Genomic DNA, 9,070 nt, shown 5'->3' with positions numbered 1-9,070 from the left:
CCGAACCGCCGGATACGGACCCGTACGTCCGGTGGTGTGGGAGGGGCGAAGCCGCGAGGCTTCCCCCTATCCCGATCAGCGGCGCTTCGGCTCCAGTTGCCGCTGTGGAATACTGGGTCACCCGCCGGAGCCTGTCATCGGGCGGCGCGTACGCGCCGACCCGGTGGCGGGTGACGACGAGCAGAATTTTTTAGCAAGCATGTCGTCTTCGCGCCTCCAGGAACGTCTTCTACGAGATATCGCCAACCAGCGAGGTTCCGTCATGACCAGTTCCATCCTGAAACCCGCCGCCGAGCTTGCCGCCACCAACACCACGCGCCACCCGAATGAGAGCGCGGAATATCGCCTGGCGCGGCAGGCGCTGCTCATCGAAGAAATCGAGCTGCGCCGCCAGATCGCGCGTGTCGCCGAGCTGCGCCGGGCGTTGCCGCCGGGCGGCGAGGTGACGAAGGCTTACGAGTTCATCGGCGAGGGCGGCCAGGTCGGTTTTCCCGAGCTGTTCGGCGATAAGCAGACGCTCGTGATCTACAGCTACATGTTCGGGCCGCAGCGTGAGAAGCCGTGTCCGATGTGCACCTCGTTCATGGGCACCTGGGAAGCCAAGCTGCCCGATGTCGAGCAGCGCATCGCCTTCGTGTTCGTGGCGCGCTCGCCGATCGAGCGGCTGGTCGCGGCGAAGCAGGCGCGCGGCTGGACGCAGCACAGGATCTTCTCGGATATGTCCGGCGACTACACGCGCGATTACGTCAGCGCGGCCGATGCCGATGCGCCCGACTACAACGTCTTCACGCGGCGCAACGGCACCATCCGCCATTTCTGGTCGGGCGAGATGGGACCGAAGATGTCCGACCCCGGCCAAGACCCGCGCGGCGCGCCTGATATCGATCCGCTCTGGACCATCCTCGACACCACGCCGGAGGGCCGCGGCACGGACTGGTATCCGAAGTTGAGTTACTGAGCGCGAGGAGCGGTGCTCACACCCAGTGCGTGCAAGCGCTATTTACAAATCCGCGGATTGATGTATTTGATCGTGCACTTCTGCCGTTCTTACGAGACGACGATGCAACGCTTCGACTCCGCACTATCACAGCATGCAGGCCTGCCGGTCAGTCGGCCGGGTCAGCATCTGCTGCGCGTGGTGTCAACAGACGCGCGCTGCATCGCAGTTAAATCAGCAGTATAGACGGCAGCGGGTTTTTCCTCTGCCGTCCAGGCAGAGAGAATACCCGCAAAGCGCCCGCTGCAGCGCGTTGCACCTCGCAAAAACCTCCCTGCCTGCAAGACCAAACCGGCCGATGTCGCAGCCGACATGGGTCATTTGGAAGCTTGAAAGAGCTTTCGGAATGAAAGTGAAATGCAGGGAAGGGGATCACATGCGATCCGATCCATACCAGGAGCGAGCCAGGCAACTGGCGATTGAGGCGGGGCTCGACCCCGATGCGAAGATCGACCGGCCGGGCCAGCGTCCGATGCCGACGTGGTGCACGTTTCGTGATGCCGCGCGCAAGGAGCGTCTTGCGCGCGAAGCGCAGGCGACTGCCGCCGACATCGCGACCAACAGGCCGCAGGATGCGCAGTACCAGAGCAGCCCGCTGAAGATCTTCGGCAAGCATGACGACGTGACGGTCGCGCAAATGCGTAACTGCATGGCGGTCGGCAACGTCGTGGCTGGCGTGATCTGTGCCGATGGCCATCTGGGTTACGCGCAGCCGGTCGGCGGCGTGATCGCTTATGAGAAGCAGATCAGCATCTCCGGCGTCGGCTTCGACATCGGATGCGGCAACATGGCCGTACGGCTCGACACCCGGTTCAGCCAGATCGAAGGCAATGTCGGTACGATCATTCGCGACGTTTACAAGACGATCTCGTTCGGCATCGGCCGCACCAATGACGAGCGCGTCGAGCATGCGCTGTTCGACGATGGCGATACCTGGCGCGAGTCCGACATGGGCGCGTACCGGCAGAAGGCGGTCTCGCAACTCGGCACCGTCGGCTCCGGCAACCACTATGTCGATCTGATGCGCGACGAGGAGGGCTTTGTCTGGATCGGCGTGCACTTCGGCAGCCGCGGCCTCGGGCATACGAGCGCGACCCGCTATCTCAAGGCGGCTGGTGGCAAGGATGGCATGAATGTGCCGCCGGCCGTGATCGACGAGGATAGCGAGATCGGACGGCGCTACATCGCGGCGATGCAACTCGCCGGGCGCTATTCCTATGCCGGTCGCGAGTGGGTGATCGAGCGCGTGCGCAAGATCATTGGTGGCGAGGTCACCGACATGGTCCATAACCATCACAACTACGCCTGGCGCGAGAACCATGGCGGCAAGGAATTGTGGGTCGTCCGCAAGGGCGCGACTCCGGCGTTTCCGGGCCAGCGTGGCTTCATCGGTGGGTCGATGGGTGATGATGCCGTGATCGTCGAGGGCGTCGACAGCGAGGAGGCCAAGGCTTCGCTCTATTCGACGGTGCATGGCGCGGGCCGGTTGTTTGGCCGCAAGGAAGCCAAGCGAAGGTTCACGCGCACCGAGATGGACGCGTGGCTGAAGTCGCGCGGCGTCACCTTGATAGGTGCCGACCTCGACGAGAGCCCGATGGCCTATCGGAGGTTGCCAGAGGTGCTGGCCGAGCATGCCGGTTCGGTCAAGGTGCGGCACACCTTGCGTCCTTTCGCGGTCGCCATGGCCGGCGAGAACGAGTTCGATCCGTTCAAGGATTAACTTGATTCAGGTGACACGAAATGAGACATCAGGCCCGGTATGTCTGATGTCTCATTGCCCCAAAATCCCCAAAATCCCCGCAAAAATACGTGAAATGTTCGCGGAACATTCCTGGCTTTCACGTGCGCCTCAGATCTGCCTGCGTTTAATCCGCATTTAACTAAAAGTCGCCTTAATGACGCTTCGCGCCTCTGCGAGACGCTCCGGCGGAAGTTGTCCCGCGCTCTCAAAGAGGAAGAAGTGGAACTGTTCTGGACGCAAGGCGAATGAGTACGAGTACCGGTGCGTTTGGCTTTGCGGCGCCCTCCCGCAAAAAATCTTCCCGGAAAGTCCTCCCTCACCATTTCATTGGCAGCGCCGCGGTCGCGGCGCTCGTGGTCGGCTGCGCCTGGACCGTCTACACCAATATCTTCGCGGCGAACGTCTATCCCTCGATGGGCAGTGCCGCCTATGAGGCGCCGGTCGTGAAGCGGGAGGCTGCGGTCGCCGCGCGTTCGACGCCGTCCTTCAACGACATGTTCGCGTCGCTGCCGCCACCGCCGCCGACCTTGTCGAAGCCTGAGCCAAGCTCGGCTTCGATTATGTTTAACGAAAGGTTTGCGGCCGCCGCTCCGGAGGGCGTGGAGTCACGGGCGGCCGAGACCGCACCGCCGGCGGAAGCGCCGAAGATCGCGGAAGCGTCGAAGCCAGCCGCCGCAGCCAAGCTCGCCGAAGCGAAGGCAGGTGCTGCGCCGAAGGGGGTTGAAGCGGCGAAGAAGGAAGCGGCGACCTCGCTGCAAGTCGCGCTCAACACGCCGGCCGCGCCGGTTGACACCAAGCCCGCAGCAAAATCGTCGGGCGTCCGCGACATGGCGGCGCGCGCCAAGGCGGCGGTGATGTCGATCGCCTCAGGCGAGAGGCAGTCGATCGTCGAGAAGCTCTGGGGCAAGCGCGAGTCTTCGGGCTCGCTGCTGTCGTTCGCCTCCGCTGACGCCAACGTCACCGCCAGCATTCCCTCGACGCTGAGCCAGAACCCGATGAACGGCGGCTCGCCACCCTATGACCGCCAGACCGCCGTCTACGACATCGCCACCAAGACCGTGTATCTGCCCGACGGCACCCGGCTCGAGGCGCATTCCGGCCTCGGCTCCAAGATCGACGACGTCCGCTACGCGCATGTCCGCATGCAGGGCGTGACGCCGCCGCACATCTACGAGCTCAAGCCGCGCGAAGCGCTCTTCCACGGCGTGCCCGCGCTGCGCCTGACGCCGATCGGCGGCGAGGACAAGATCTACGGCCGCGCCGGCCTGCTCGCGCACACCTACATGCTCGGGCCCAACGGCGATTCCAACGGGTGCGTCTCCTTCAAGAACTACTACGCGTTCCTGGATGCGTACCGGAATAAGGGCATCCGCCGGCTCGCGGTGCTGGCGAGGGTGCAGTGACGCTGACGCGCGTCAAGCGCGATTCAATGGTATTTCAGGCGCGAACCGTGAATCCATAGCACGTCCCGTGCAAAGCAATTGCGCGGAACTTCGCCCCGTGTATGTTCGAAAACGTACATGTCGGAATGGGGCGGGGCATGACGTTGGTGCAGGAAACGGGCCGAAGAAGTCGGCGGTGGGGTAAGATATTGCTGATCGTCGCGGCAGTCGTGCTCGCGATTCCGATCCTCTCCCCGGTGGTGTTTAGAAGTTTGCTGTTTCAACCCTTCAGCATTCCCGCGCGCTCGATGGCCCCGACGCTGCTGGAAGGCGACTACCTGTTCGTCTCGAAGTTCGCCTACGGCTACACGCATTATTCCTTCCCGTTTTCTCCCCGGCTGTTTTCAGGACGCATCTTCGGATCGGACCCTGCGCGCGGCGACGTGGTTGTCTTCCGTCTGCCGAAGGACGACCGCGTCGACTACATCAAACGTGTCGTGGGTTTGCCGGGGGACCGCATCCAGGTCAGGGACGGGCAGCTCACCATCAACGGCGCCACCGTGGCGCGGGAACGCCTGCCGGATTTCGTCGGCGAAGATCCTTGCGGAAATGACAAGCCGACGACGCGGCGTTGGCGTGAAACGCTGCCGAACGGCGTTAGCTACGAAACGCTCGACTGTATCGACAACGGCTTCTACGACAATACCAGCATCTACACGGTGCCTGCCGGCCATTTCTTCATGCTCGGCGACAATGGCGATAATTCGACCGACAGTCGCGTGATGTCGGCCGTCGGCTATATCCCGCTCGAAAACATCATCGGTCGCGCAGGGCTGATCTTCTACTCCCGCTCACCCACGGGCACTGTCCGCACCGAGCGCATAGGCTCGCGCGTGCATTGAGCGTCGCCGTATTGCCGTACCTCATTGTGTGATCGCGGAGCTACAGCGGCTGCAGCATGACGAAAAATCTCGCGCGCGCTCTTGCAACTTGGAGATGTTTCATTTATTAGCGCGCTCCTTCGCTAGGCCATGGGTTCGGGCTCGTTGAGACCCGACTGGCGCGGGCCGGTTTCCGGTTTCGTGTTCCGCCGAATGAAGACGCAGGATGTGGCTCATGGAGAGCGTCGGGGTAACACCCGAAGGCATCGGTTCGATTCCGATCTCTTGCACCAACAAAGGATAGCTCAGTTTGGTAGAGCAGGTGACTATTACTCATCGGGTCGTGGGTTCGAATCCCGCTCCAGCGCTCCGTTTCAGCCTGAAACGCTGATACCTCTGAAAGGGGACCGGACGCGCGCTTCAGTCGCAGTCCGGCCGCATCGCCCAAAAGGGCTTTTCGTCCGAACTTAGACACTGTGAGAACCGGCTTTGCGCCGCGGTGGATACCGCTTGCGCTGATGCCGGGTGGCTCCGTTCGATCGCTCGACACGCGTCGCGCGCTCGCGTGCGTGCGCCCGTCATCGTGCAAGCTCAAACCCGGCCCGCCGATCTCTCAGGAAGCCGCGTCCGCGTCCTCGACATCCTTTGCAAACGAAACCCGCTCTGTGGCCGCAAGGCCGGAGCGCCAATGATGGAGGCGTGCCATGACCTGGCATTTGCTGACGACGCAGTTGACGGTGAAGGATGGTGAGCGCGCATTGCTGACGCGCAACGGCAGGCTCGAGCGCGTGCTTGAGCCCGGTCGTCATCGCCTGCTCGATCCCTTCGGCCGCCTGACGGCGGAGATGTTCAACGTCGTCCGCACCGAATTCCCCGCGGATCGCTACGCGGTGCTGAAGGCTGCGCGGCCTGATCTTGCGGCGGCGCTGTTCGAGGCGGTCGAGACCAAGGCGAACGAGATCGCGATCGTCAGCCTCGACGGGCGTCCCGTGCACCTGATGACGCCCTGGCAGGTGCGCGTCTACTGGAAGGTCGCAACCGCTGTTGACGTCGAGCGCATCGACGTGGCGGTCGATCCTCGCGTCGATGCGCGGCATCTGGCGATGATCGAGCGTCAGCGGATCGGCGTTATCACCGAGGCGGTGGTCGAGAACCACGAGGCTGGCCTGCTCTATGTCGACGGCCGTCTGGTGGAGCGGCTGGCGCCCGGTCGGCACGCCTTCTGGATCGCCGGTCGCAAGATTGAGGTGAAGCGCCTCGATCTGCGTCCCCAGGCGATCGAGATCACCGCGCAGGAGATGCTGACCAAGGATCGCATCGCGCTGCGGGTGACGCTGACGGCGTTTCGCCGGATCGTCGACCCCGAGCGGGTGGAGGCGACGGTGCCTGACGTGGATGCGTGGCTGTACCGCCTGGTGCAGTTCGCGATCCGCGAGGCGGTCGCCGGCCGCACGCTCGACGAGGTGCTGTCGGCGAAGGCGGTGCTCGATGCGGAGCTTCGGGACTATGTCCGCGAGCGTGTCGCGGACTCTGGTGTCGAGGTGACGGAGCTCGGCGTGAAGGACGTGATCCTGCCCGGCGAGATCCGCGAGCTTGTCAACAAGGTGGTGGAGGCGGAGCGGGTCGCGAAGGCGAACCTGATCCGCCGGCAGGAGGAGACCGCGGCGACGCGTTCGCTCCTGAACACCGCCCGCCTGATGGAGGAGAACCCTCTGCTGCTCCGGCTCAAGGAACTGGAGTCGCTGGAGCGACTGGTCGAGAAGGTCGGCCGCATCGACCTGCATGCGGGCGACGGGCAGGGCTTTGATGCCCTGCTCACCAGGCTGGTTCGCCTGAGGCCCGCGGAGAGTGCGTGAGAGGAAGGGCCGCCCACGGGCGGCCCTTCCTTACGTCGTTGCGCGGAACGGAACGGATAGGTCCGCGCAAGCGGTGAAATGGATTCCGGGTTCGGCGCGGTGCGCCGCCCCGGAATGACGAGAGAGAGTCTATCCCTCGTCATTCCGGGGCGATGCGAAGCATCGAGCCCGGAATCCATTCATCCGAGAACACAGGTCGCAATTTCCGGGCAAAATCGATCCACTCCGAGACGATCGCCTTTCGGCGGGGGAACACAAAAGGCCGCGCCCAGGGGCCGTGTTGAAGCTTGACAGTTCGAGAGGGCATTCTAGGCTATTTTCTATCCACGGGTGCGCTTCGACATTCTCCGCCAAGAGGGAGAGCTATGCACGCGCCGCGACGACAAATCGGCAATCACGAGAGGGAGGACAAGACCGCTGCGAGCAGCAGGCGGGATGCAATTCCGTTGACATGAAAATGAAAAATCAAAGGGGAGGAATCCAATGGCAATCGGTATCAAGTACCTTACTTGCGGTGCGGCACTCGCGCTGGCCGCCGTGGCTGTTGCGCCACCCGCATTGGCGATCGATCCGGCGCGCCTACAGGCAGCCGAGCAAACGCCAAACGATTGGCTGACCTACCACGGCGGCTACAAGTCGTATCACTACAGCGCGCTTGATCAGATCAACGCTGATAACGTCAAGAATCTTCAGGTCGCTTGGATCCATATGCCCGGGCGCTCGACGCGCGGGTTGCAATCGATGCCGCTCGCGGCTGACGGCGTGCTGTACTACTCGGGCTCCTACAGTCGCGTCTACGCGCTCGATGGCGCGACCGGCAAGCTCATCTGGTCGTATTTCCCCGAGCTCGACGAACAACTGGTAGCGATGCAAACGCACTCGCCGTATAACCGCGGCGTCGCGCTCGGCGATGGCAAGGTCTTCGTCGGCACCGTCGACGGACGTCTCATTGCGCTCGACATGAAAACCGGCAAGCCGGCGTGGGACACGAAGCTGGTCGATTCCAAGAAGCTCACCGTCGGCTTCACGGGCGCGCCGCTGGTGGTGAAGGACACCGTCATCATCGGCAGCCAGGGCGGCGAATGGACCTCGCGCGGGCCACTGTTCGGCGTCGATATCAAGACCGGCCAGAAGAAATGGGAATTCTTCACCGTGGCCGGCACCGAGGACGCCAAGGCGACCTGGGGCAATGAATCCTGGCGCACCGGCGGAGGTGGCGCCTGGATGCCGGGCGGCTACGATCCGGAGACCAACACCATCTGGTGGGGCACGGCGAATCCCGCGCCGCTCTACGACTGGTCCGGCGCGGATTGGCAAAAGAGCGGGCCGCGGCCGGGCACCAACCTCTACACCACCTCGGTCATCGCACTCGACCCCGATACCGGAAAGCTGAAGTTCTATCACCAGGAGCTGCCGCATGACGCGTGGGACTTCGACTCGGCGGTCGGTGAATTCCTGATGATCGACCGTGACGGCCGCAAGCTCGTCGTGCATCCGAACAAGGGCGGCTTCGTCTTCGTCTACGATCGCACTAACGGGAAGCTGCAGAACGTCTGGCGGCTCGCCAAGAACATCAACTTCGTGAAGGATATCGACCCGAAGACCGGCGAACTGATCGGTCGGCGCGATCTGTCGCTCGGCCAGACGAGCTCGCCGCTCTGCCCGGCGATCGCCGGCGGCATCAGTTGGAACGCGGGCTCCTACAACCCGAAGACTGGCCTCTGGTACAAGCTCGGACAGGAATGGTGCATGGACGTGGACGTGGTGAAGACCACGCCAATCACCGAGCCGATGGCGCAGCTCAACATCGGCGCCAACTTCAAGCTGGTCCCGCCGCCGGACGGGCCGGCGCGCGGACACCTCAGTGCCCGCGACCCCGTCACCGGCGACAAGAAATGGGAGGTCACCTTCAGCGAGCCGCCGCTCGCCAGCGTGCTCGCCACCGGTGGCAATCTGGTGTTCGTGCCCGACTCGCGCGGCGTGCTGCACGCCTACAATGCCGAGACCGGGTCGGAATTGTGGTCGCACTATAATGGCGTCGGCCACAATGGCGGCATCATCAGCTACACCGCCGGCGGCAAGCAGTACATCGCAGTGCCGGCCGGATGGGGCGGTATGGTGGCCGATGAATTTCCGGCGCTGTTCGGCGAACCCTACAAGAGCATGCCGAAGGATGCCGGCGCGCTCGTCGTCTTTTCGCTGAAGTAACAATC

Annotated in this window: 6 protein-coding genes and 2 tRNA genes; all 8 read left to right on the top strand. The window is 63.4% G+C overall.

What is annotated here, in order from left to right; all coding sequences use genetic code 11:
- Positions 1-262: 262 nt before the first annotated feature.
- The 8 genes from AAFX91_RS17930 to AAFX91_RS17895 all read left to right on the top strand — a co-directional run bounded on the left by AAFX91_RS17930 (position 263) and on the right by AAFX91_RS17895 (position 9,065).
- Positions 263-958: a DUF899 family protein gene (locus AAFX91_RS17930; RefSeq protein ID WP_394567300.1), complete on the top strand. Its 696-nt coding sequence runs from the start codon at positions 263-265 to the stop codon at positions 956-958.
- A gap of 415 nt (positions 959-1,373) precedes the next feature.
- Complete coding sequence (locus AAFX91_RS17925) at positions 1,374-2,717, top strand: RtcB family protein (protein WP_130581718.1); 1,344 nt, start codon at positions 1,374-1,376, stop codon at positions 2,715-2,717.
- A gap of 266 nt (positions 2,718-2,983) precedes the next feature.
- On the top strand, positions 2,984-4,141 hold the full coding sequence (locus AAFX91_RS17920; RefSeq protein ID WP_394567299.1) for a DUF2778 domain-containing protein: 1,158 nt from the start codon (positions 2,984-2,986) through the stop codon (positions 4,139-4,141).
- Between the two features lie 137 nt (positions 4,142-4,278).
- Positions 4,279-5,022 (top strand): signal peptidase I, encoded by a 744-nt coding sequence (lepB, locus tag AAFX91_RS17915; protein ID WP_130581720.1) that lies wholly within the window; start codon positions 4,279-4,281, stop codon positions 5,020-5,022.
- 200 nt (positions 5,023-5,222) lie between these two features.
- Positions 5,223-5,294 (top strand) — tRNA-Leu (locus AAFX91_RS17910).
- Between the two features lie 5 nt (positions 5,295-5,299).
- Positions 5,300-5,365 (top strand) — tRNA-Asn (locus tag AAFX91_RS17905).
- A gap of 340 nt (positions 5,366-5,705) precedes the next feature.
- On the top strand, positions 5,706-6,857 hold the full coding sequence (locus tag AAFX91_RS17900) for an SPFH domain-containing protein (RefSeq protein ID WP_394567298.1): 1,152 nt from the start codon (positions 5,706-5,708) through the stop codon (positions 6,855-6,857).
- A gap of 483 nt (positions 6,858-7,340) precedes the next feature.
- The gene (locus AAFX91_RS17895; RefSeq protein WP_130581722.1) at positions 7,341-9,065 is read left to right on the top strand and encodes a PQQ-dependent dehydrogenase, methanol/ethanol family; all 1,725 of its coding nucleotides are present in this window, start codon (positions 7,341-7,343) and stop codon (positions 9,063-9,065) included.
- Positions 9,066-9,070: the final 5 nt, after the last annotated feature.

The sequence above is a fragment of the Bradyrhizobium sp. 31Argb genome (genome assembly GCF_043638955.1).
GTDB lineage: Bacteria > Pseudomonadota > Alphaproteobacteria > Rhizobiales > Xanthobacteraceae > Bradyrhizobium.
Note: the sequence above shows the minus strand (reverse complement) of the source record. Positions and strands in the feature narration are given on the sequence as shown.

Bases quoted from the DNA above. Each gene is read 5' to 3' on its own strand.
- AAFX91_RS17930 (WP_394567300.1), top strand. From the start codon at position 263: ATGACCAGTTCCATCCTGAAACCCGCCGCCGAGCTTGCCGCCACCAAC.
- AAFX91_RS17925 (WP_130581718.1), top strand. From the start codon at position 1,374: ATGCGATCCGATCCATACCAGGAGCGAGCCAGGCAACTGGCGATTGAG.
- AAFX91_RS17920 (WP_394567299.1), top strand. From the start codon at position 2,984: ATGAGTACGAGTACCGGTGCGTTTGGCTTTGCGGCGCCCTCCCGCAAA.
- lepB (WP_130581720.1), top strand. From the start codon at position 4,279: ATGACGTTGGTGCAGGAAACGGGCCGAAGAAGTCGGCGGTGGGGTAAG.
- AAFX91_RS17900 (WP_394567298.1), top strand. From the start codon at position 5,706: ATGACCTGGCATTTGCTGACGACGCAGTTGACGGTGAAGGATGGTGAG.
- AAFX91_RS17895 (WP_130581722.1), top strand. From the start codon at position 7,341: ATGGCAATCGGTATCAAGTACCTTACTTGCGGTGCGGCACTCGCGCTG.